This is a genomic window from Facklamia sp. P9177 (assembly GCF_050409585.1).
Taxonomy (GTDB): Bacteria; Bacillota; Bacilli; order Lactobacillales; family Aerococcaceae; genus Facklamia.
Map to the genome: position 1 here is coordinate 23,204 of NZ_JBNUPE010000006.1, position 23,244 is coordinate 46,447.

Annotated in this window: 18 protein-coding genes; 13 read left to right on the forward strand and 5 right to left on the reverse strand. The window is 36.7% G+C overall.

All coding sequences use genetic code 11. From position 1 onward, the window contains the following. Positions 1-17 precede the first annotated feature (17 nt). From ylqF to ACQV18_RS04650, 8 genes are all read left to right on the forward strand, one after another. A complete protein-coding gene (gene ylqF / locus ACQV18_RS04615; protein ID WP_428873418.1) occupies positions 18-884 on the forward strand; it encodes a ribosome biogenesis GTPase YlqF in 867 nt (288 codons plus the stop codon). Continuing rightward, positions 868-1,653: a ribonuclease HII gene (locus ACQV18_RS04620; protein ID WP_428875205.1), complete on the forward strand. Its 786-nt coding sequence runs from the start codon at positions 868-870 to the stop codon at positions 1,651-1,653. The genes ylqF and ACQV18_RS04620 overlap by 17 nt, the downstream gene beginning before the upstream one ends. A gap of 138 nt (positions 1,654-1,791) precedes the next feature. Continuing rightward, positions 1,792-2,658: a DNA-processing protein DprA gene (dprA, locus tag ACQV18_RS04625; protein WP_428876254.1), complete on the forward strand. Its 867-nt coding sequence runs from the start codon at positions 1,792-1,794 to the stop codon at positions 2,656-2,658. Between the two features lie 90 nt (positions 2,659-2,748). Next, on the forward strand, positions 2,749-4,809 hold the full coding sequence (gene topA / locus ACQV18_RS04630) for a type I DNA topoisomerase (RefSeq protein ID WP_428892634.1): 2,061 nt from the start codon (positions 2,749-2,751) through the stop codon (positions 4,807-4,809). Between the two features lie 207 nt (positions 4,810-5,016). Continuing rightward, entirely contained in the window at positions 5,017-5,949 is a 933-nt protein-coding gene (gene xerC, locus ACQV18_RS04635; RefSeq protein WP_428873414.1) for a tyrosine recombinase XerC, read from the forward strand. Continuing rightward, positions 5,950-6,480: an ATP-dependent protease subunit HslV gene (gene hslV / locus ACQV18_RS04640; RefSeq protein ID WP_428873413.1), complete on the forward strand. Its 531-nt coding sequence runs from the start codon at positions 5,950-5,952 to the stop codon at positions 6,478-6,480. A 20-nt stretch (positions 6,481-6,500) separates the two neighbouring features. Further along, positions 6,501-7,907, forward strand: coding sequence for an ATP-dependent protease ATPase subunit HslU (gene hslU / locus ACQV18_RS04645; RefSeq protein WP_428892635.1), 1,407 nt, complete (start codon positions 6,501-6,503; stop codon positions 7,905-7,907). 17 nt (positions 7,908-7,924) lie between these two features. Continuing rightward, positions 7,925-8,818, forward strand: a complete 894-nt coding sequence (locus tag ACQV18_RS04650) for an aldose 1-epimerase family protein (RefSeq protein WP_428873411.1) — start codon at positions 7,925-7,927, stop codon at positions 8,816-8,818. 48 nt (positions 8,819-8,866) lie between these two features. Here ACQV18_RS04650 and plsY read toward each other — a convergent pair whose 3' ends face one another. Next, entirely contained in the window at positions 8,867-9,475 is a 609-nt protein-coding gene (gene plsY, locus ACQV18_RS04655; RefSeq protein WP_428873410.1) for a glycerol-3-phosphate 1-O-acyltransferase PlsY, read from the reverse strand. 267 nt (positions 9,476-9,742) lie between these two features. On the opposite strand from plsY, the gene parE reads away from it, so the two are divergent. From parE to pflA, 4 genes are all read left to right on the forward strand, one after another. After that, on the forward strand, positions 9,743-11,896 hold the full coding sequence (gene parE / locus ACQV18_RS04660; protein ID WP_428892636.1) for a DNA topoisomerase IV subunit B: 2,154 nt from the start codon (positions 9,743-9,745) through the stop codon (positions 11,894-11,896). Further along, positions 11,896-14,370, forward strand: a complete 2,475-nt coding sequence (gene parC / locus ACQV18_RS04665; RefSeq protein ID WP_428876251.1) for a DNA topoisomerase IV subunit A — start codon at positions 11,896-11,898, stop codon at positions 14,368-14,370. Before parE ends, parC begins: the two co-directional genes overlap by 1 nt. A gap of 284 nt (positions 14,371-14,654) precedes the next feature. Then, the gene (gene pflB / locus ACQV18_RS04670; RefSeq protein ID WP_428892637.1) at positions 14,655-16,910 is read left to right on the forward strand and encodes a formate C-acetyltransferase; all 2,256 of its coding nucleotides are present in this window, start codon (positions 14,655-14,657) and stop codon (positions 16,908-16,910) included. An 87-nt stretch (positions 16,911-16,997) separates the two neighbouring features. Next, positions 16,998-17,768 (forward strand): pyruvate formate-lyase-activating protein, encoded by a 771-nt coding sequence (gene pflA, locus ACQV18_RS04675; protein WP_428873406.1) that lies wholly within the window; start codon positions 16,998-17,000, stop codon positions 17,766-17,768. Between the two features lie 82 nt (positions 17,769-17,850). Here the strand turns inward: pflA and ACQV18_RS04680 are convergent, their stop codons facing one another. After that, a complete protein-coding gene (locus tag ACQV18_RS04680) occupies positions 17,851-18,096 on the reverse strand; it encodes a DUF819 family protein (RefSeq protein ID WP_428881773.1) in 246 nt (81 codons plus the stop codon). A 253-nt stretch (positions 18,097-18,349) separates the two neighbouring features. Continuing rightward, positions 18,350-18,625, reverse strand: a complete 276-nt coding sequence (locus ACQV18_RS04685; RefSeq protein WP_428873404.1) for a hypothetical protein — start codon at positions 18,623-18,625, stop codon at positions 18,350-18,352. Between the two features lie 626 nt (positions 18,626-19,251). Here ACQV18_RS04685 and ACQV18_RS04690 point away from each other — a divergent pair. Then, positions 19,252-20,181 carry a manganese-dependent inorganic pyrophosphatase gene (locus tag ACQV18_RS04690; protein ID WP_428873403.1) on the forward strand — a complete coding sequence of 310 codons (930 nt, stop codon included), beginning with the start codon at positions 19,252-19,254 and terminating at the stop codon, positions 20,179-20,181. Between the two features lie 49 nt (positions 20,182-20,230). Here the strand turns inward: ACQV18_RS04690 and ACQV18_RS04695 are convergent, their stop codons facing one another. Both ACQV18_RS04695 and ACQV18_RS04700 read right to left on the reverse strand, forming a co-directional pair. After that, positions 20,231-21,943 carry an Rqc2 family fibronectin-binding protein gene (locus ACQV18_RS04695; protein WP_428892638.1) on the reverse strand — a complete coding sequence of 571 codons (1,713 nt, stop codon included), beginning with the start codon at positions 21,941-21,943 and terminating at the stop codon, positions 20,231-20,233. A gap of 99 nt (positions 21,944-22,042) precedes the next feature. Beyond that, positions 22,043-23,212 (reverse strand): helix-turn-helix domain-containing protein, encoded by a 1,170-nt coding sequence (locus ACQV18_RS04700; protein WP_428873400.1) that lies wholly within the window; start codon positions 23,210-23,212, stop codon positions 22,043-22,045. Positions 23,213-23,244: the final 32 nt, after the last annotated feature.

Sequence of the window (23,244 nt, forward strand, 5' to 3'; positions counted from 1 at the left end):
TAAAAAGGAGGGATAAATTGAATCAGATTCAGTGGTTTCCAGGCCATATGGCAAAGGCTAAAAGGGAAGCAAAGGAAAAACTTAATTTAGTGGATTTAGTAATTGAATTGGCAGATGCTCGCATACCTGAATCCAGCCGTAATCCTGTGATTACAGAAATTATTAATCAGAAACCTTCAATTCTGGCTTTAAATAAAGCAGATTTAGCTGACCCCAATTTAACTAAACATTGGATTCAACACTATCAAGAACAAGGTCAAATTGCTTTAGCAATTGATGCTCAGCATCAATTGGGTTTGAATGAACTTAAGAAGGCCTGCAAAGATTTAATGGTAGATTTTTTTGCCAAACAAAAAGCTAAAGGGGTAAAACCTAGAGCGATTCGTCTGATGATTTTAGGCATCCCCAATGTCGGCAAGTCAACGCTCATTAACCGCTTTGTCGGAAAAAATCAAGCACAAACTGGCAATAAACCAGGGGTTACTAAAGCGCAGCGGTGGCTAAAAATTGGGAAAGAGTTTGAATTACTAGATACGCCTGGTATCTTATGGCCTAAGTTTGAAGATCCCTTGACGGGTTATCACTTAGCCTTAACCGGAGCCATTAAAGACCAATTAGTCGAAATGCAGGAGCTATCTTTAGTGTTGATCGGTCATTTAGAACAATTTTACCCTGGTTTATTAAAAGAATTTTATCATTTAGAAGACTATCATCAAGAGATGGCTGCGGCTGAAATTTTAACTAGTTTGACACAGACATTAAAACTGGATCAAGACTATACCCAAGCAGCTGAGCGATTAATATTTGATTTTCGTCAACATAAACTGGGTTCGATTACACTCGATCGTCCGATTGAGAGGGTTAACATTGAAACAAACCATTAAAGAAATCAAAGCGCAGCTAAAAACAATTGAAGACCTTGAAGATGTTTACCTCAATCAATTAAAAGAAGATCCTAGAAAAGGAGTTCAAGAGCTAGTAAGACGTCATAAAAGAGTGTTAATTGCTTATAACCAACGTTATCAAGCTTATCAAAAACGCCTAGACTTTGATCGCCAATTATTGGATGCTAACCAGTCTTTTGTGCTTGCAGGAGTTGATGAAGTGGGGAGAGGTCCGATAGCTGGTCCAGTAGTAGCAGCGGCAGTTATTTTACCTCAAGATACCAGTGATTGGGTGGACGTCAATGATTCGAAAACCTTAACGCATCAAAAGCGTTCAGACTTAGCTGAAATGATAAAACAACAAGCTAAAGCTTATGCCATCACAAGCATATCTCCTCAAGCGATTGATCGCATTAATATTTATGAGGCCAGTCGTATGGCCATGAAAGAAGCTGTTCTAAAGCTCAACAAAGCAGTGGATTTTGTTGTCGTAGACGCCATGAAATTAGATTTACAGATTCAACAAAAAGCAGTGGTGAAAGGTGATCAACGCTCACTTTCCATAGCTGCTGCTTCTATTATTGCCAAGGTCCATCGTGACCAGCTGATGGTGGATTATGCAAGATGGTATCCAGAATATGGTTTTGACCAGCACATGGGCTATCCAACTAAGAAACATCTGGTTGCGTTAGAACAATACGGCTACACGGCTATTCATAGACAATCCTTTAGTCCTGTTCAAAAAATTAATAAATTCTATGGTTCGTAAGTTGGCCAAAATTTTAAAGAGCAAGTATTGAAAAATATTTGCTCTTTTGTATGTCTTAAAGCTTTTAATGAGGATCGCAGAGCACTTATGGCCTAATTACTTTGTATCTTAAGGGTAAAAGCTTAAGGAGTGTAGGCCATGATAAAAAGAGAGTTAATCTATTTACAGATGAAAGGCGTTAAATACCGTCATTTGTGGCATTATTTTAAAGTTAGACAAAATCTCTCTCGTCAAGCAAGTGTTCATTATTTACTTATTAATAACATGTGGTCATTTAAGGAAGAGGCACTCTTCAAGGATTGGGAAAGTTGTCAAGAGATTCTAACTAATTTAGAAAAGCAAGCGATTCTCTTTGGTGAAAAATCCTATCCCTATCGCTGGCTTCAGCTTCCCCAACCACCTATTTTGTTTTTTTATAGAGGAGATCTTAACCTTTTAAATCGACCTTTAGTTGCGATTGTTGGATCTAGAAAACTATCGGCTTATGGAAAAAAAAGCGCACAAAAAATTAGCAAGGCACTAACTAAAGCGAGCTTTGTGATTGTTTCAGGTTTGGCTAAAGGAGCGGATTTTATTTCGCATAAGGCTTGTATGAGTGAAAAAGAAGGGAGAACCATCGCTATTGTTGCTAATGGCTTTGAGCATTATTATCCCAAAGAACATCATCAGCTCCAAGAACAAATAGCAAGCAGTCATTTGTTATTAAGTGAGTACCTACCCCATCAAGCTATTCGAAAGTATCAATTTATTGCAAGAAATCGTTTGGTGGCTGGACTATGCCCCGTAGTGATTGTCATTCAAGCAGCCAAGAAATCGGGCTCATTAATTACTGCTAATTATGCCTTGGAATATAATAGTCAAATTTATGCTTTACCTGGACCCATCGATGACCCGCAATCTTATGGATGCAATCACTTAATACAAGCAGGGGCAAGACCGATTGTCGATTTGGACCAATTAATAGAAGAGATAGCTCTAGATTATCAACGGCAAAAGATAAAATAAAGAGTATTCATTGACATAATTGAAAGTTTAGCATAAGATTGTTACGATTTTGCATGTGAGCAAAGGAATAAGAAAGGGAGTGATTGTTACTTGGCCTATAAATATCTCGTCATAGTCGAATCACCAACCAAAGCCAAAACCATTGATAAATATTTAGGCAAAAATTATAAAGTCGTTGCTTCAAAAGGTCATCTCAGAGATCTACCGAAATCACGAATGGGCATTGACTTAGAAAATAATTTTGAACCGCATTATATTTCAATTAGGGGCAGAGGCGATACCATTAAGGAGCTTAGAAAATTAGCCAATAAGGCTGAAAAAGTCTATTTAGCAAGTGACCCGGACCGTGAAGGAGAAGCAATTGCTTGGCATCTTTCCTATCTATTAAAATTAGATCCGCAAGCGGCTAACCGTGTAGTATTTAATGAGATTACTAAAGAATCGGTTAAAGAAGCATTTAAGCAACCACGACAAATCGATCAAGACTTAGTGGATTCTCAACAAGCAAGAAGAATTTTAGACCGAATAGTGGGTTATTCTATCTCACCTTTATTATGGAAGAAGATTAAAGGTGGTTTATCAGCAGGGCGTGTTCAATCGACCACTTTAAAACTAATTATTGACCGTGAAAAGAAAATCCGCCAATTTAAACCAGAAGAATATTGGAAAATTCCAGCGAACTTTAAAAAAGGACGGTCGAAATTTGAAGCAGAATTCTATGGACTAGACGGTAAAAAAACTGAGCTCAAGAATAAAGAGCAAGTTGATCAAGTTATGAAACGTCTTGACCTTAAAGGTGAATTTAATCTTCAATCAATTACTGAAAAAGAACGTTTTCGTAAGCCCAATGCACCGTTTACTACCTCTACCTTGCAGCAAGATGCTGCCAATCGTTTGAATTTCCGTACCGGCAAAACCATGATGATTGCTCAGCAGCTTTATGAAGGCATATCTATTCGTCGTAACACCATCGGCTTGATTACTTATATGCGTACCGATTCGACTCGAATTTCACCAACAGCCAAAAAGATGGCAGGAGATTTTATTAAAGATACCTATGGTGAGCAGTATTTGGGAGCAGGACATAAGGTCAATAATAAAGCAGGGGCTCAGGATGCTCATGAAGCTATACGTCCCTCAAATGTCAGTTTAACACCCGAATCGATTAAAGATTCATTAACTAAGGACCAATTCCGTCTCTATGCTTTAATATGGGCACGGTTTGTGGCTTCACAAATGTCAAATGCCGTCTATGATACAATTAAAGCGGATATCATTCAAAATGATGTTCTCTTTCGTGCGAATGGTTCACGCATTAAATTTGAAGGCTTCTTGAAAGTTTATCCAAGTAAATCAGATAAAGATAACTATCTGCCAGCTTTGAAAGAAGGAGATGCAGTTACAGCTGAAAAGATTGATCCAAGTCAGCATTTTACTCAACCACCAGCACGCTATAATGAAGCCAGCCTAGTTAAAATGCTTGAAGAGTTGGGGATTGGGCGACCTTCCACTTACGCACCAACCTTAGAAACCTTGCGTAAACGCTACTATGTTAAAATGGAAGCTAAACGTTTTACGCCGACAGAACTAGGAGAAATTGTCAATGACATGATGGAAATTTACTTTCCAGATATTGTTGATTCTGAATTTACAGCTGGGATGGAAAATAAACTTGACCAAATCGAGGAAAATAAAGTAGAATGGCAGAAAGTTCTGAATGACTTTTATCAGATTTTCGCTAAAGATTTAGACAAGGCAGAAGAAGAGATGGAAAAAATTGAGATAAAAAATGAACCAGCTGGTTTTGACTGCCCAGAGTGTGGCAATCCAATGGTCATCAAAATTGGTCGCTATGGTAAGTTTTATGCCTGCTCCAATTTTCCAGAATGCCGTCATACTGAAGCCATCGTCAAAGAAATTGGTGTAAAATGTCCTACATGCAAAGAGGGCGAAATTATCGAAAGAAAATCGAAGAAGAACCGAATATTTTATGGGTGTTCAAGATATCCAGAATGTGAATTCGTTTCTTGGGACAAACCAATCGGTCGTAATTGTCCAAAATGTAATGAGTATCTTATCGAAAAGAAATCTCGTAAAGGCAAGCAAGTTCAATGTTCTTCTTGTGATTATACTGAAGCCATAGAAAGCTAAGCGAATTTTAAAAAACTTCTTTAAATCAATCAATTTAGCTAAAACCGAATGCTTCACAGTTTTGTGAGTGTTCGGTTTTTTATCTATTTAGCAATATTAACTGAACTATAAAATTTACTTTTAGCCTGCATTTTGAATATAGCGCTTAATTGGCTATGAATTCAAAGAAAAGGTATAATAAAAAAGAGGAAATTGAGGTGATAAATGATGCAGGATAAGATTATTAATTTTTTGAATTATTTATTGAACGAACGTCGTTATTCTCAACATACAGTCATCGCCTACCAAAGAGATCTGAACCAATTCTGGCTTTTTATTAAAAGTTCAGGAGAAGTTAGCTTAGAGCAAATTTCCTATCAAGATTTAAGGCTTTATTTAGCCTATCTAAACGAACGCTCGCTTAATCCCAAAACGATTGCCAGAAAATTATCCTCTTTACGTTCTTTTTTTAATTATTGTTTGCGTCGGCATTGGATTGACCAAGATCCAATGGAGTTAATTACTTATAAAGCAAAAGAGACTCATTTACCCTCTTTTTTCTATGAAAATGAAATTGAAAGTCTCATTAAAGTAGCTAAAACTAGTCTTTTAGATTATCCCAAGCGAAACCTCGCCATCCTTGAATTGATGTATGCAACGGGTATCCGCGTTTCAGAATGCTGTCAGATAAGACTAGACCAACTTGATTTTTCCTTGCAAATTCTACGTGTGTTCGGCAAGGGGAATAAGGAACGAATTGTCCCTTTTGGAGATCCAGCTATGCGAGCTTTAAAAGATTATATTGAAACGGAGCGTAAAGAGTTATTAAGTAAATGGTCCATGCAGAATCAAAGAAATAATGATATATTATTCTTATCGGAAAAAGGGAAAGCAATTAACCCTGATCAAGTGCGCCATATTTTGCAAAAAATAGTAGAAGAAAGTCAGCTTAATTTAAAGATTAATCCCCATAAATTGAGACATTCTTATGCGACCCATCTATTAAATCGTGGGGCAGATTTACGTTCCGTCCAAGAACTCCTAGGCCATGAGAATTTATCTTCTACACAAATATATACCCATATAACCGGCGATAAAATGCGATCAGAATACTTAAAAGCTCATCCGAGAGCTCGTAGAAAGAAGCAGGAGGAAGAATAAATGACAACAATATGTGCAGTTAAAAAAGATAATAAATTAGCAATGGCGGGAGATGGTCAAGTTACAATGGGAGAAACGGTCATTATGAAAGGTGGTGCCCGCAAGCTTCGTAGAATTTTTAACGATCAAGTGGTTATTGGATTTGCCGGAGGAGTTGCTGATGCTATTACCTTGTCAGAAATGTTTGAAACGAAGTTACAAGCCCATCAAGGCCAATTAACTCGAGCAGCTGTAGAAGTAGCCAAACAATGGCGGACAGATCGCTCTTTACAAAAGTTAGAAGCCCTTTTAATCGTTATGAATAAAGAAAGTCTCTTATTAGTATCCGGCACGGGAGAAGTTATCGAACCGGATGACGGTATTTTAACCATCGGTTCGGGGGGCAATTATGCCTTGGCAGCAGCTAGAGCCATGCTTAGAACAAGTGAGCAATTAAGTGCAAAAGAGATCGTTTCTCAAGCCCTAGAAATTGCTGCTGAAATTGATGTTTATACTAATAAACAAATCATGGTCGAAAGTTTTGAATCCTAGATTTAAAGGAGAATGTAAGAATGGAATTAAGTCCCAGACAATTAGTTGCAGAATTAGATAAATATATCATTGGTCAAGCAGAAGCCAAACGTTCAATAGCCGTTGCTATTCGAAATAGACAAAGACGGTTACGCCTTGAAGCTGAAATGCAAGATGAAGTAAAACCTAAAAATTTATTAATGATTGGTCCAACCGGAGTTGGAAAAACAGAAATTGCTAGACGTCTAGCCAAGATTATTAAGGCCCCTTTTTTAAAGGTGGAGGCCACTAAGTATACCGAAGTTGGTTATGTTGGTCGTGATGTAGAATCAATGGTCAGAGACTTGGTAGAGCAAGCAATTCGTATCGTTCGTGATGAAATGCGCCAAGAGGTTGAAGATGAAGCACGTGAAAAAGCAATTGATCGAATTGCTAAAGCACTAGTCCCTGGTAAGAAGAAAAAGAAGGAAGTAAAAAAAGATCCTAACAATGCCGGTGGCTTCGTCTTGCCAGATATGGAAGCTTTTATGCGCCAAATGCGTGGTGAAGTAGACGCAGAAAAAGAAGAAGTGACGGAAGAAGTGGCTTCCAACCGTCGTCATATTCGCCAGCAAATTCGTGAGGGTGTGTTGGATAAACAAGAAGTGACTATTGAAATGGAAGAAAAGAAACTACAGTTAAACTCACTTAATCCTGCTATGGAGCAAATGATGGATATGCAAGAATCCCTCAACGCTTTAAGACCTAAGAAAATGATTCAGCGTACAGTGACTGTCAAAGAAGCGCTTAAGTTATTAACAGTAGACGAAGCAGACAAATTGGTAAACGAAGAGGATATTCATCAAAAAGGCTTAAAACTAGCTGAGAAAAACGGTATTATTTTTATTGATGAGTTAGATAAAATTGCCTCTTCAAGTAATCAATCGGGAGAAGTTTCAAGACAGGGTGTTCAGCGTGATATTTTACCAATCGTTGAAGGTAGTCAAATTCAAACCAAATACGGTATTATAAAGTCTGATCATATTCTCTTTGTGGGATCAGGTGCTTTCCATGTTGCTAAACCTTCTGATTTAATACCAGAGTTACAAGGACGCTTTCCCATTCGAGTCAATCTTCAGGACTTAACCGCTGACGATTTTGTTAAAATTCTAACCGAACCTAAAAATGCCTTACTTATCCAATATCAGGCCCTTTTAGCTACTGAAGAGGTGACTGTTAACTTTAGCGATGAAGCAGTTCAGAAAATGGCCTACTATGCGGAAACCTTAAACCGCAATACAGATAATATTGGAGCAAGACGCCTACATACGATTATTGAGACAGTTTTAGAAGAATTATTATTTGAAGCAGCAGACACACCAATGGTAATTGAAATTACTGAAAAATACGTCGATGATAAATTAGCAGATAAGGTTGAGAATCAAGATCTTAGCCACTATATCTTATAAAGAAATGGGTGAAGCCTATGGTAACCATTCAAAATAGTTTTTTAAAAGTGGAGATAACTGAGAATGGGGCAGAAGTCCAGTCAATTACTGATCTAAAGACAGACTATGAATTTCTCTGGCAAGCAGACCCTTTCTATTGGTCTCGCAGTGCCCCCATCCTTTTTCCCATCGTTGGGCGCCTACAGGATGATCAGTATCTTTATGGTGGAAAATTCTACCAAATGAGTCGCCATGGGTTTGCTAGAGATTATACCTTTACTGTTCAAAGTCAAACCGAATCTTCTGCAAGTTTTTACTTAAAAAACAATAAAAACACGCTAGAATCCTATCCCTTTGAATTTTCGCTTCAGGTTAATTATGTTTTATATGATCATAAGTTAACAATTACTTTTGAAGTTTATAATCCTTCACTTGAAAAACCTTTATATTATTCAGTGGGTTATCATCCGGCCTTTAATCTCCCACATACAGTAGGAAGAAATTATCCGGAATTCAATCAAGTAAGTTACCAATTAAATCCAGAAGGGTATTATTATCTCTTACAAACTAATAATGATGGCCTAGTCAACTTAGAAAGAGCTAAGTATACAGAAGTGATTAATCAAAAGTTGCGTCACAAACAATTTAGAAATGATGCCTTAATCTATCAAGTGAGTGAAAAAGCTGAACTTATCTTAATGGATGCTATTAATGATGTTGAAATTAAATTTCGTTCTATTGGCTTTGACTATGTTGCTTTATGGTCTCCTTATCCTAAGCGAGCTCCTTTCTTAGCCGTAGAAGCATGGTCTGGCTTACCGGATATTGCCAATGAGCCTGAGCTATTTAAGCATAAACGGGGAATTCATAGTTTAGCCCCCCAATCCATCAGTACTCATGATTTGACGATGGAATTTTTCAAGGGTGAATAAAATTAAAAAGATAAAAATAGCTAAGGAAAATGCCTTAGCTATTTTAATTTATTTTTTTCTAGGATTTAAACCGAAGGTCACTCGACTTTCTTCTCCTTTAAGCAGTCTTTGAATATTCTCTCGATGACGATAGACCATCAAAACAGCCATAAAGGCAAAGCCCCAAGAATATACTAAAGGTTCTCGTAGAATAATCCAAATAGCGACCAGCAAAAAAGAGGTCATGGCAGCAATACTCACAATTGATGTCAATAAGAGAATGGTTATAAAGAGAGCGACCATGGCTAAAGCAATATAAAAGTTAAATGCCAATAGTACACCTACCGATGTCGCAACGATTTTTCCGCCACGGAATTGACTGAAAATTGGATAGGCATGTCCCAGAACAGCAGCAATAGCCGTTAGCATAATAGCTAAATCACTATCCGAGCCTAAGAGCTGTTGGGCCATTAAAACTGGAAGATAGCCCTTTAAAATATCCACAATAATAACCACAATGGCTGCAATCGGTCCAAAATTTCTGCCGATATTCGTACCACCAGAATTGCCTGAACCGAGGGTCCGAACATCGATATTGTGGATATATTTTGAATACCAGACACCTGAGGGAATCGATCCCGCCAAGTATCCGACAATAATCATTAAGATAGCTAACATTTATTAACCTCCTAGTTTACTATCTTCATTCTAACATGATTGAATAATTTTCACCAAGCGAATTTCTTAATTATAAAAATGCAATATTTTTGACTTTTAAGCATCAAAACAACTTTAAGTAAATCAAAAGTGTCAAAGCGGGATTTATTCTGCTATGATAATAGAGTTGGGAAATAGAGCCTTTATACTGAATAGATACTATCGTTAAAAGATTATTCAAAAAATGCATGACTATTTCTTATTAAATAACATTAAAAGGGTGAGAAAATGGCAAACAAAAATTCTAAAGTGAATTTAAGCAATTATAATGATGATGCCATTCAGATATTAGAAGGTCTAGAAGCCGTAAGAAAAAGACCGGGTATGTATATCGGATCGACTGATCAAAAGGGCCTTCACCATCTTATTTATGAAATTGTTGATAATTCTGTAGATGAAGCTCTATCAGGCTTTGCAAATCGAATTGTTGTGTCTTTAGAAGCAGATGGCTCGATTCGCATTACTGATAATGGCCGGGGCATGCCGATTGGTAGGCATGCTTCAGGGGTTCCTACGGTTCAAGTTATTTTCACTGTATTACATGCTGGTGGTAAGTTTGGCCAAGGTGGATATAAATCCGCTGGAGGGCTTCATGGAGTAGGAGCCTCGGTCGTAAATGCTTTATCTTCATGGTTGGAAGTGACGGTTATTCGAGAGGGATACCAATACCATATGCGGTTTGAAGAGGGCGGACGTCCTGCCAGCTCTTTAAAAAAGACTAAGCACAATAATCAATCAGACACTGGTACAAGTGTTCATTTTATGCCGGATGAAAAAATATTTGGATCTTCTACCATTAACTATGAAACCATTTCCGAAAGACTGAGAGAGTCAGCCTTCCTTTTAAAAGGAATTACCATTGAAATTCATGATCAAAGAAAAGACATTTCAGAGACTTTTCATTATGAAGATGGTTTACAAGATTTTATTCAATATCTTAATGAAGATAAAGAAGTCATGGGAAATGTGGTGGCTTTTTCAAGCCAATCAGAAGATTTTGAGATTGATTTTGCCATGCAGTATAATGATGGTTATTCAGAAACCATTCTTTCTTTTGCTAATAATGTTCGTACTAATGGTGGAGGCACGCATGAAACGGCCATGAAGACAGCTATTACCAAGGTATTTAATGACTACGGTCGTAAAATGAGTTTGATTAAAGAAAAGGATAAAAATTTAGAAGGGTCCGATATCCGGGAAGGACTGGCAGCCATTGTATCGGTTCGTATTCCTGAGCAATATCTACAATTTGAAGGACAGACGAAGGACAAATTAGGAAGTCCAAAGGCACGTACCATTGTTGAATCTTTTGTAACAGAGCACTTAGGTTATTATTTAGCAGAAAACGGTAATTGGGCGCAAACTATTTTAAGAAAAGCTTTAAAGGCTAGACAAACACGAGAAGCTGCTCGCAAAGCGCGTGAGGCTTCACGTTCATCTAACTCTAATAAACAACAAGAACGCTTAATTTCAGGTAAGCTTACTAAGGCCCAGTCAAAAGATGCTTCAAAGAATGAACTTTATATCGTGGAGGGAGATTCGGCCGGTGGCTCAGCTAAATTAGGGCGTGATCGTAAATTTCAAGCCATATTGCCTTTAAGAGGTAAGGTCATCAACACTGAAAAAGCATCTTTAAGCGATATTATGAAAAATGAAGAAATTAATACCCTCATCTACACAATTGGTGCAGGGGTAGGGGCTGATTTTGATATTAAAGCTGCTAACTATGATAAAGTGGTCATTATGACGGATGCGGATACGGATGGTGCTCACATTCAAGTACTGCTTTTAACTTTCTTCTACCGCTATATGAAGCCATTGATTGAAGCAGGCAAGGTCTATTTGGCCATGCCGCCTCTATATAAGGTATCAAAGGGAAAAGGTAAGAATGAAAGAATCGAATACGCTTGGACAGATGAAGAACTACAAGCAAAAATTAAAGCAGTGGGACCAGGCTACATCTTACAACGTTATAAGGGGCTCGGAGAGATGAATGCGGATCAATTATGGCATACGACTATGAATCCTTCCTCACGCTTATTGATAAGAGTAACTCTTGACGATGATTCGTTATCCGAAAAGCGCTTATCGACTTTAATGGGTAGTAAAGTAGATCCTCGCCGTAAATGGATTGAAAAAAATGTTCAATTTACCATGGATGAAGAAGATTCTCTATTAAAAGAAAACACCCAAACCAACCACTCTCTAGCACAAGAAGACAAGGAAGCCTTGTTAGTGGCTAAAAACCCAGCTTCAAAAGCATCTGCGAAAACACAAAATACGCTATCAAAAAAAGAGCCGTCTACTGACCTTAATGAAAATCCAAGTAAGGATTTAGTGGATGAAAATGGACAAATTGATTTATTTGGAGGTGATTTATAATGACTGAACTAGAAAATAAAGGAGTCCAAGAATTAAATTTTTCATCGGTTATCGGTGATCGATTTGGTCGCTATTCCAAGTATATCATTCAAGATAGAGCGTTACCCGATATTCGCGATGGTTTAAAACCCGTTCAAAGACGTATTTTATATGCTATGTTTGCCGAAGGAAATACTGCTGAAAAAGCTTATCGCAAATCAGCCAAAACAGTGGGGAATGTGATCGGTAATTATCATCCACATGGAGATTCATCGGTTTATGAGGCCATGGTTCGTATGTCTCAAAGTTGGAAAAACCGCCAACCTTTGATCGACATGCACGGTAATAATGGTTCCATGGATGGCGACCCAGCTGCGGCAATGCGTTATACAGAAGCTAGGCTTTCAAGTATCGCCATGGAACTCTTAAGAGATATCCATTCTCAAACAGTCGATTGGATTCTGAACTTTGATGATACCATTGAAGAACCTCGTGTTTTACCCGCTCGCTTTCCTAATCTACTAGTGAATGGCGCAACCGGTATTTCAGCAGGTTATGCAACCGATATTCCTCCACACAACTTAGGGGAAGTCATTGACGCTTTAATTTATATGATTAAGCATCCCGATAAAATCAGTGTCGACCAGTTAATGAAGTATTTACCAGGACCAGATTTTCCAACGGGTGGTATTATCCAAGGTAAAGCGGGCATTAAAGAAGCCTATCAAACGGGTCAAGGTAAAGTTGTTATTCGATCTAAATTAGAAGTTGAAAAATTAAAGGGTGGTAAGTCTCAAATTGTTGTGAGTGAAGTACCCTATGACGTTAATAAAGGCAAACTTATTCAAAAATTAGATGAAATACGTCTTTCTAAAAAGCTAGAAGGGATTGCTGATGTTCGCGATGATTCAGATATTAATGGTGTTTCATTAGTCATTGAACTAAAAAGAGATGTAGAGGTCGAACCAATTCTTGCTTACCTCTATAAAAACACCGATTTACAAGTAAATTATCACTTCAATATGATAGCCATTCACGATCGTCGACCAGTCCTTTGTTCCTTAGAAAAAATGTTACAAGCTTACCTTGACCATCAAAAAGACATTATTCGTCGAAGAACTCAATTTCTTCTTAAGAAAGATCAAGACCGTCTTCATATTGTTGATGGCTTAATCCGAGTTATTTCTATTTTAGATGAAGTAATTACTACTATTCGCCAATCTGAAAACAAGGCCAATGCTAAAGATAATTTACACCAACAATATAATTTTTCAATGGCACAGGCTGAAGCAATTGTTTCCTTACAGTTATACCGTTTAACTAATACGGATATTGTTGGCCTACAACAAGAAAAATTTGAACTTAACGAAAGAATCCATATGTACGAGAATATCCTTTCTAATGCCAGTACTTTAGACAAGGTTTTGGTTAAGGAATTAAAGGAAATTAAGAAAAAGTTTAATAGTTTGAGAATGAGTCAATTAGAAGAGGAAGTGGAAGAAATTACCTTGGAAAAGACTCTTTTAATCCCACAAGAGCAAGTCTATGTGTCTGTGACTAAGGAAGGATACTTGAAACGTACTTCGGTTAGGTCATTTACGGCTTCCGATTCCACTGATTTAGGATCTAGAGATTTAGACTATCCATTATTTGTTCAAGAACTCTCGACTCATGATGCGATTGTGATTATCACATCTAAAGGTAATTATATTCATTTACCTGTTCACGAATTACCAGACATTCGTTGGAAAGATCTGGGTTTACATTGGTCTCAGCAATATCAATTAGATAAAGAGGAGTCCATCATTGCGGTGTTTGCGCAAAAAGCTTCGGATAATCCGAGTGAAGACCGAATTGTCATGATGACACAAGCAGGTCGCATTAAACAAACCCTCTTATCAGAATTCTCAACTTATCGATCCTATAAAACTCGGACAATGACTGCAATTAAATTGCAAGATGACCACGATCAATTAGTAGCAGCTCGATTAGCTAAAGCAGACAAGAACTATCAAATCGCCAGTATGACCCACCGCTCCTACGGTTTGCGGTTTGATTTAGAACAAGTTTCAATTCAAGGACTAAAAGCACAAGGGGTCGTAGGTATGAAACTGAAAAAGGATGATTATCTTGTATCGATGCTCTTAATCGATCAAGCAGCTTCAAGACCACAAGTCTTCTTATTAACCAATCGAGGAAATCTTAAACGAATGGATAGTGAAGAACTGGCTAGTGCTAATCGCGCCAGTGTTGGAACGCTCATTCTAAAAGAAATAAAATCAAATCCCCATCGGATTTTAAAAGCTTTAGCCTTACAAAAAGGGAATATACCGATTATTATTCAAGGGGATACCGGTAAATCATTAGAGATGATGGCTTTTGATATCAATATTAGTAAACGCCAGAATAATGGCAGTCAGATTGTTGAGCTTGATCAACTAGGTAAGGTGATAGACATCCATCCTGCACGCTTGAAAATGTTAGATGAAGAATAAGATAAAAAACAAGTATCTGAACCAGATGCTTGTTTTTTATTTACAAAATCAACAACTAAAACTCTGTGTACTAAAATAAAAAAACAGAAAGCAAACAACTGTTATAATCTTATTGCTACAATGAGTACAGAATACACTCTATTATTTTGTTTTTTCTAACAAACACTGATATTTAAAGCTTAACACTAATTATATAATTCACAATAACTGTTTACATTGAACTTTTCTTGTGTTATATTATGGGTGTAGAAATTGTCGGATCATTTTAAAAAAGGAGAATTAAAATGGAAATTGCAAATAAAACCGAATTAAATAAAGCATGGGATGGCTTTCAAGGAAGCAAATGGCAAAAAGAAATCGATGTTCGTGATTTTATTCAAGAAAACTATGCTTTATATGAAGGGGATGAAAGTTTCCTAGCAGATGCTACACAAAATACAAAAGATCTTTGGGACCAAGTGATGGATCTTAATAAAAAAGAACGGGAAGCAGGTGGCGTTCTTGATATGGATACTAAAGTGGTTTCTTCTATCACTTCTCATCAAGCAGGTTATTTAGATAAAGACAAAGAAGCAGTCGTTGGTTTCCAAACAGATGCTCCTTTTAAACGTAGCTTACAACCTTACGGTGGAATTCGTATGTCTAAGAATTCCTTAGAAGCTTATGGCTATGAGTTAGATCCAGAAACAGAACATATCTTTACACAATACCGTAAAACTCATAACCAAGGTGTTTTTGATGTCTATACCCCAGAAATGCGCGCTGCTCGCCGCTCTGGTGTTATTACCGGTCTTCCTGATGCATATGGCCGTGGTCGTATTATTGGTGACTACCGTCGTGTAGCCTTATACGGGGTAGAGCGTTTGATGGAAGAAAAGCAAAAAGATTTTGCTAACATCGGAAATGGTACAATGGATAACGATGTGATTCAATTACGTGAAGAAGTTACTGAACAATACCGTGCTTTACAAGAATTAAAAGAATTAGGCGAAATTTATGGCTTTGATATTTCACGTCCAGCTGAGAATGCAAAAGAAGCTTTCCAATGGTTATACTTAGGCTATTTAGCTGCCGTTAAGCAACAAAATGGAGCGGCTATGTCATTAGGACGTACTTCTACTTTCTTAGATATTTATATCGAACGTGACCTAGCTAAGGGCACATTGACTGAAGTCGAAGCACAAGAGTTAGTTGATCATTTCGTGATGAAATTACGTTTGGTTAAATTTGCACGTACACCAGAATACAATGAATTATTCTCTGGTGACCCAACTTGGGTAACAGAATCAATCGCTGGTATAGGTTTAGATGGACGCCCACTTGTTACTAAGAACTCTTTCCGTTTCTTACATACCTTAACAAACTTAGGTCCGGCTCCGGAACCAAACCTAACAATTCTTTGGTCACCATCATTACCTCAAGCCTTTAAAGAATATGCAGCTAAAATGTCGATTATATCTTCTGCTATTCAGTATGAAAACGATGAGATCATGCGTCCAGAATATGGTGATGATTATGCGATCGCGTGTTGTGTGTCTGCTATGCGTGTAGGTAAACAAATGCAATTCTTTGGAGCGCGTGCTAACCTTGCTAAGACATTACTTTATGCCATTAATGGTGGGGTAGATGAAAAATCTAAAGCGCAAGTTGGCCCTCAATATGCGCCAATTACATCTGAATATTTAGATTACGATGAAGTTTTGGCTAAATATGATGATATGATGGAATGGATTGTTGAGTTATATGTAAATACTTTAAATATCATCCACTATATGCATGATAAGTATTCTTACGAATCATTAGAAATGGCTTTACACGATACAAAAGTTCTTCGTACAATGGCAACTGGTATTGCAGGCTTCTCAGTTGCAGTAGATTCTCTATCTGCAATTAAGTATGCTAAAGTTAAAACTATTCGTGATGAAAATGGTTTAGTGATTGACTACGAAATTGAGGGAGATTTTCCTAAATATGGAAATAATGATGATCGTGCGGATCAAATTGCTGTAGAATTATTGAAGAACTTTATGACAAAAGTTCGTAAACATAAAACTTACCGTGATTCATTACAAACAACTTCAATTTTAACTATTACTTCAAACGTTGTTTATGGAAAGAAAACTGGTAATACACCGGACGGACGTCGTGCAGGAGAACCATTTGCACCAGGGGCTAACCCAATGCATGGTCGCGATACCCATGGTGCTTTAGCTTCTTTACTTTCTGTGGCTAAAGTACCTTATGAGTACGCTTTAGATGGTATTTCCAATACCTTCTCAATTATTCCTAAAGCGCTTGGTAAAGAAGAAGCCACTCAAAAAGCTAATCTAGCTAATATGTTAGATGGTTACTCGACAAGTGGTGGACATCACTTAAATGTCAACGTCTTTAACCGTGACACCTTATTAGATGCGATGGAACATCCTGAAGAGTATCCACAATTAACAATCCGTGTATCAGGTTATGCTGTAAACTTTATCAAGCTAACACGCGAACAACAATTAGACGTTATTAACCGTACAATGCACGCTTCAATGTAAACTTTAAACAATTAATTAAAAACTTCAGAAAAAGGGACTGAATTTTATTTCAGTTCCTTTTTCTAAAAGTTAGATGGAGGAATTGAAATGTCAGAAGTAGCACAAGCAATTAAAGGCTATGTTCACTCCACAGAAAGTTTTGGTTCAGTTGATGGACCGGGTATTCGCTTTATATCTTTTATGCAAGGTTGTCGAATGCGATGTGAATTTTGCCATAACCCAGATACTTGGAAGATGACGGGTGGCAAGGAATACAGCCCACAAGACTTATTTAATGAAGCCATTCAGTATCGTGCTTTCTGGGGAAATGAAGGGGGAGTCACTGTATCAGGTGGGGAACCCTTATTACAGATGGATTTTTTAATCGAATATTTCAAAATATGTAAGGCCAATGGAGTACATACAACCATAGATACTTGTGGCCAGCCTTTCACTTATGAAGAGCCTTTTTTTAGTAAATTTCAAGAACTGATGATGTATACGGATCTGCTTTTGTTTGATATAAAACATATCGATCGTCAAGGCCATATTAAACTAACCGGCCATCCAAATGATAATATTCTTGAAATGTCACGCTATTTATCAGATATTAATAAAGCCGTCTGGATCCGTCATGTATTGGTTCCAACAAGAACGGATTTTGATGAATATTTATACCGTTTATCCGATTATGTAGCCAGTTTAAATAACGTCTTAAAGTTTGAAGTTTTACCTTACCATATGATGGGTGTTTATAAATACACTGCATTAGGCTATCGATACAAATTAGAAGGTGTAGAACCTCCAACTAAAGAAAGAGTCGAAAATGCCAACCGTATACTGCGCTGTGCAGAATATACCGGCTACCTAAAATCATAATAAAAAAATCTGTAACCATTCAAATTTAATGGGTGGCTACAGAATTTTTTTAGCAATTTTTTCTAATTAGTAATTAGATCAATTAACCGCCAACTAAGAATTTTGTAAAATAAGCGACAGCAATACCTACATAGTTACCTACAGCTCCTGCTAAAACTCCTAAAATTAAACCACTATCAATAAGAGACTTCCAATTAGCTGCTGCTGCTGTTAGAGAAGCTGTTGGACCACCGACGATACAACCAACAATTGAAAGAATCATGTATCCATATTCTATCTTAAATAGACGACAGATCAACAAGTGTAAAGTCAAACCTCCAACTAACATTCGAAAAACTAAAATGTCATGGTTAAGGTAGAACCTACAAATTGCTGCCAGTCAACTGCAAAACTAATAGTTGAAAAAACATTAAGGATAAGAAGAGTCCTAAATCTAAATTAGCACATAGTTTATTATTGAGCTAGACCGATAAAACGGTCGTTAACAAGATTAAACGAACAGCCTTCCAAATAGTCTCCGGCATGTAAGCTTTTGAAAATGCTGTAGTCAAAATATTTATACCAAAACCAATGGTTAATAGCTAAGCAGTTTCTCTAATGGACCACTCTTTATCTGACATCAATGCTTTCGTGTCACTAGTTGAAGGTTCTTCTTCACTTAAATGATAAGGCCAAAACTTTTCCCAAGCTTTTGAAGCTTTAAGCATAGCTGGCGCGGCGAGCATAAAGTTTGTTAAAGGGGTAGCAATAACGTAATCTGACGCGTTAGCAGCCGCAATGGTTTGATGACTAGCATCTAAAACTGTTGCAATAGTCGTTAAGTTAGGAGTACCACCAGTGTAGGTCGCAACAAACATCCCAGCGATCTTTTATCCTTCATCCATATAAGGGGAAAAATGAAGGCTAAGATAGTTGCAATCACCATAAGAGATAAAATACCTGAACTTAAAGCAATCACCGGATTTTTACTTTTTCAACTCAACTAAATCCATACTTAGCATGCAAATAATAATACTGACGGGAACTAGAAGTGAACTTATAGCATTATACACTTTATGACTGATAGGCACGACTCCTGTATTAGAAAAAATAATTCCAATTATAACAACAGTCAGGACCGGTCCTAACGATTTAAAAACTTTGTATCTTTGCAAGAATAACGCAACTGCGATCATGGATAAAACAATGAAAATAAGACCATTAGTTCTAGTTAAAACGCATCCACACAATCATGCCTTTATTATTTCTTTTATAATTCTACCATAAGTAGAAAAACATAATATTAAATTGTATTATCAATATAGCTAATCTATATTAAAGCAAAAGCCTATAATCTAACTAAATAATCATGTAAAAATTTTTGAAAATATTTATTATTTTTATCTTTTTAAAAACTTACTTTAATTATCCTATGTCAATAAGGATTCAAAAATTTATTAAAAAGTGATAAACTTAGACTGTAATTTAATTTAGGAGGATAAATATGACAAAATACTTAGTTTTTGGGCATAAAAAGCCAGATACAGATACTATTGCTTCAGCCATCGCTTTTGCCTATTTCTTAAAGCAAGAAGGACACCAAGCAGAAGCAGTCGCACTGGGTGAAATATCAAGTGAGCCAGCTTTTGCTTTAGAAAAATTTGGTATCCAACCACCAAGAATTATTAATACAGCTGCTAATGAAGTGAGCCAAGTTGCTCTAGTGGACCACAATGAGCCACAACAATCAATAGACGATATTGATCAAGTTCAAATTGATTATGTCATTGACCACCACCGCATTTCAGGCTTTAATACAGCTCAGCCTCTTTATTACCGTGCGGAGCCCTTAGGGTCAACCGCCAGTATTCTTTATAAGATGTTTCAAGAATATGGCTATGAAATTCCAGCAGATATTGCCGGCATGATGTTATCTGCTATTATTTCAGATACCTTGTTATTCAAATCTCCAACAACAACCGAAAAAGACAAGGAAATCGCTGAAAAATTGGCTGAAATAGCCCAAGTTGATATTCAATCATATGGTTTAGAATTTTTAAAGGCTGGAGCTGATCTTAGTAAGCAATCGGATGAGGAAATTGTTGATGGGGATGCTAAAAACTTTGTCATGAACGATCAAAATATTCGTATTGGTCAGACAAACATTATCGGCTTTGACGAGATTTTAAGTCGTAAAGAAAATCTTTTAAAAGTAATGGAAGATAAGCGAAAAGAAATGAATCTTAAACTCTATGTGCTAGTGATTACGGATGTCTTAGAATCCGATTCTATTGGTTTGGTGGTAGGGGCGGATATTAGTGTTGTAGAGGCAGCTTTCAATACTAAAGTTGAAGATCATCAATTTGATTTACCAGGAGTAGTTTCACGTAAGAAACAAGTGGTTCCTCCATTAACAGCAGCATTTAACAAATAAAATGAATTCCAGCCCTCAACTTTATATTAAAGTTGGGGGCTGGAATTCATTATTCTTTTAATGAAAGACGTTTAATAACAGATGCCTGAGGTGTCACATAAAGTGTTTTTTGGCCTTCATAAATAACGAAGCCAGGTTTAGAACCGTTAGGTTTCTTTAAATGTTTAACTTGGACGTAATCAACAGGCACATTAGCAGATTGTGAAAATTTAGAATAATAGGCCGCTAATTGAGCAGCTTCTACAAAGGTTTCTTCACTAGGTTTATCACTTTCGATAATAACGTGGGCACCAGGGATATCCTTTGCATGAAGCCACCAATGGTTTTTAGATGCTTTTTTGAGGGATAAGTCGTCATTTTGTTGATTGTTTCTACCGACATAAATCATGACACCATCACTAGATTTAAAGCGACGGGGTTTAGATTGGTTTTTTGCTCGCTTTTTACTTGAAGAAGGCTTCTGTCCCACATAGCCTTCATTAATTAATTCTTGCTTAATCGATTCAACATCTTCAAGATCAGCTTGCTTAAGTTGGACTAAAATACCTTCTAAATAATCAATCTCAGCGCGGGTTAAGCTTTCTTCACGATTAATATATTTGAGAGCATCCCGATATTTTTGATACTTTTTAAAGTAAACTTGAGCATTTTCAACAGCATTTAATCGAGGATTTAATTGGATATCCATTGGCTCGTCATTATTATAAAAATTAGCCAAGGTCACCTGGTATTCCTTATCATTAATTTGATAGGCAAAGGCATTTAAAAGTTCACCTTTAATGCGATAGTCATCAGCACTTGCTGCAACATGTCGGTCAATTGAAAGTTTTTTCAATTTTTTTTGATTTTTATCAATCACTTGCTTTAATTTATGAATAATATTACCCGATAATTGCTTGACCCTATCTAAATGAACCTTTTGGTGAGAATATGCATAAATTAATTCGGAAAGAGAATCGAAGGCCACTTCTGTTCCTGGTAAATTTGCCAATTTAAAAGCATAGAAATAAACATTTTTTTCCGTTTGATAAAGAGTAGGAGAGGGGAATTCAATGGCTGATTTTACTCTTTCTAAACTGGCCAAACTAGATAGATTCCCACCTTCATCAGACATCCAAAAAGCAATCTCTTGTGCAAGAAGTTTTCCCATTCCTTGTACGCATTGGAAGGCTCTCCCTTCTCTTAGAATCGCTTCATTCTGATGACTAAATTCAAACAATTGAGAATCATTCAATTCAAATAAGTTTACTTGTTGTCTGTTGCGGGGAGGTCGCTTGAATTTTGCTCCTGGAGTGAGTGAACGATAAGCGTTTTGACTATCTGGAACATGCTTAATACAATCAATAATGGTTTGTTTATTCTGGTCGACTAGAAGGATATTTGAGTGTCGCCCCATCAATTCAAAGGTTAGCAGGTATTCTTGGTCAACACCTATTTCATCACGACCGGTAAAATAGAAATCAATAATCCGATCGTTCTCATATTGCTTGATATCAATAATGAAGGCAGATTCCAAGTATTTTCTTAATAACATGCAAAACATAGGGGCCTGTTGTGGATTGGCTGATTTCTCTTGAGTTAAGTATAAAGAAAAATAATTCGGGTGAACCGAGGCGGCTAGGCGATGATTGGTTCGGTTAGCACGTATAACTATTTGTAATTCTTGTTCAAAGGGTTGGTAAATTTTATGTACACGTCCTGCTTTTAATTGTGATCGTAACTCTTCTACTAAAGCTCGTGTAAAAAATCCATCAAATGTCATCGTCTCACTCCTCAAAAATGTCTGTTATTTATTATAAAACAAATAGGCCCTTTAAGCTAGTAAGGGCCTATTGAAGTGATTTCTTTACATAGAAATGAATTATTTCACTATTGATTTGGCATAGTTAGAAGGACTAATACCAAATTCTTTCGAAAAAGCTCTTGAAAAATATTGGATGGAACCATATCCTAATTCATTAGCGATTTCAGAAAGAGTCATTTTAGATTCATGAATTAATAGCTTACTTTGTTTTAAACGTAAGCTGTTAATGTATTGTTTAGGGGTTTGTCCTGTATATTTATTAAATAAGCTTTGGAGGCTGGAGCGAGAAATATTGAAGACTTCTACCAGATCATTTACTTGATGAAGCTGACCGACATTCTCTTGGAGAAAATCAATGATTGATTGGAACAAGTCATTTTCATAATTTTCTCGCATGGAGGTAGACCTTTCAGTTTCTGTTTTATTCTCACCGTTGTGAATTTGCGTAAGTATTAATTGGAGACTTGTGACCATTTCATCATAATAGAAAGGACATTTATCCTCAGAAATAGCCGCTAAATTGACCAAGCGACTTACAAGTTGAATTTGACGATGACCAAGATGAATTGGCCTTTGAGCGATCGATTCGGCTAAGCCTTGACCAGAAAATAAAATGGAAATCAGTGTAGTCATCCCTTCTTCTTTAAAGGCAATTTGATTTTTTTGTCCTGGAAAAATTAACCAGGCGGAATTTTTTGATAAAAGAATCTGCTTATTATAGCTTACTTCTATCGAAGCTTGTCCTTGATCGACGATAATTAACTCATAGTAATTTTGTGGATGGTTGAGTATCCGTTCACCGCTTGAGTAGACTTGGTAATCAAGACCGAAGACATTTTCAATTTTAAGGCGTTTTATTTCTTTTTCTACCTTTATAGCTTCTTTTAAAGTAATAATTTGTGGTTCTTCATTTTGGCTGGGTTCCAAATAAAGTTTACATTCTGCAGTTAGAGAGAGTGTATTAAAGTATACACCCGCATTAAGCTGAACCGCATTTTGTAAGATAAAAAATTGAAAGGATTCTTTTTTATCTGGAGTATCCGTCATCACTAATAGAGCTAATCCTTTATGTTCAGTTAGGATAACTGGCTTATTAAAACGTAGTAGAGCTTGTGATCGATCCCTTTTAATGGTTACTAAACGATTAAAGGGTTTAATTTGTTGGTGGTTAGTCTTGACGGAGGTAAAATATTTCGAAGTGGCGTTCTTGGTCGATTGCTTATACATGGTAAACTCCTTTCTGCTTCTTATGTCTATTA

Excerpts from the sequence above, each read along its gene's own strand:
- ACQV18_RS04690 (WP_428873403.1), top strand. The coding sequence starts at position 19,252 with ATGACAAAATACTTAGTTTTTGGGCATAAAAAGCCAGATACAGATACT.
- xerC (WP_428873414.1), top strand. The coding sequence starts at position 5,017 with ATGCAGGATAAGATTATTAATTTTTTGAATTATTTATTGAACGAACGT.
- ACQV18_RS04650 (WP_428873411.1), top strand. The coding sequence starts at position 7,925 with ATGGTAACCATTCAAAATAGTTTTTTAAAAGTGGAGATAACTGAGAAT.
- dprA (WP_428876254.1), top strand. The coding sequence starts at position 1,792 with ATGATAAAAAGAGAGTTAATCTATTTACAGATGAAAGGCGTTAAATAC.
- pflA (WP_428873406.1), top strand. The coding sequence starts at position 16,998 with ATGTCAGAAGTAGCACAAGCAATTAAAGGCTATGTTCACTCCACAGAA.
- ACQV18_RS04695 (WP_428892638.1), bottom strand. The coding sequence starts at position 21,943 with ATGACATTTGATGGATTTTTTACACGAGCTTTAGTAGAAGAGTTACGA.
- parE (WP_428892636.1), top strand. The coding sequence starts at position 9,743 with ATGGCAAACAAAAATTCTAAAGTGAATTTAAGCAATTATAATGATGAT.
- pflB (WP_428892637.1), top strand. The coding sequence starts at position 14,655 with ATGGAAATTGCAAATAAAACCGAATTAAATAAAGCATGGGATGGCTTT.
- ACQV18_RS04680 (WP_428881773.1), bottom strand. The coding sequence starts at position 18,096 with ATGTTAGTTGGAGGTTTGACTTTACACTTGTTGATCTGTCGTCTATTT.
- ACQV18_RS04700 (WP_428873400.1), bottom strand. The coding sequence starts at position 23,212 with ATGTATAAGCAATCGACCAAGAACGCCACTTCGAAATATTTTACCTCC.
- parC (WP_428876251.1), top strand. The coding sequence starts at position 11,896 with ATGACTGAACTAGAAAATAAAGGAGTCCAAGAATTAAATTTTTCATCG.
- plsY (WP_428873410.1), bottom strand. The coding sequence starts at position 9,475 with ATGTTAGCTATCTTAATGATTATTGTCGGATACTTGGCGGGATCGATT.
- ACQV18_RS04685 (WP_428873404.1), bottom strand. The coding sequence starts at position 18,625 with ATGTTTGTTGCGACCTACACTGGTGGTACTCCTAACTTAACGACTATT.
- hslU (WP_428892635.1), top strand. The coding sequence starts at position 6,501 with ATGGAATTAAGTCCCAGACAATTAGTTGCAGAATTAGATAAATATATC.
- hslV (WP_428873413.1), top strand. The coding sequence starts at position 5,950 with ATGACAACAATATGTGCAGTTAAAAAAGATAATAAATTAGCAATGGCG.